The sequence below is a fragment of the Paraburkholderia sp. SIMBA_053 genome (genome assembly GCF_046534895.1).
GTDB classification, from domain to species: domain Bacteria; phylum Pseudomonadota; class Gammaproteobacteria; order Burkholderiales; family Burkholderiaceae; genus Paraburkholderia; species Paraburkholderia caledonica.
Map to the genome: position 1 here is coordinate 1 of NZ_JAWRXU010000524.1, position 279 is coordinate 279.

Annotated in this window: 1 protein-coding gene; it reads right to left on the reverse strand. The window is 52.7% G+C overall.

The genetic code is table 11. From position 1 onward, the window contains the following. The coding region (locus SB753_RS36700) for a kinase/pyrophosphorylase (RefSeq protein ID WP_410805038.1) at positions 1–279 on the reverse strand (279 nt) is incomplete at both ends.

Sequence of the window (279 nt, forward strand, 5' to 3'; positions counted from 1 at the left end):
CCACCTCTTGTAAGCATTGATCCATCGAGCTGTAACGACTGTTCGGGCGACGTTCATTACGGATGGCCGAGAGCCTGCGTGCATCGATAGTGAGGCCAAACAGTTTCTGCCGGTGGGGCGCCAGTGCTTTGGGAAGTTTTAAATGGCCATCTTCGTCAAGATCGTCTTCGGTCAACGGATAGTTGGCGGCGCGGATGCCGAATTGTAGCGCCAGATACAGCGATGTGGGTGTCTTACCACAACGAGAAACGCCCACCAAAATAATATCGGCTTTATCGT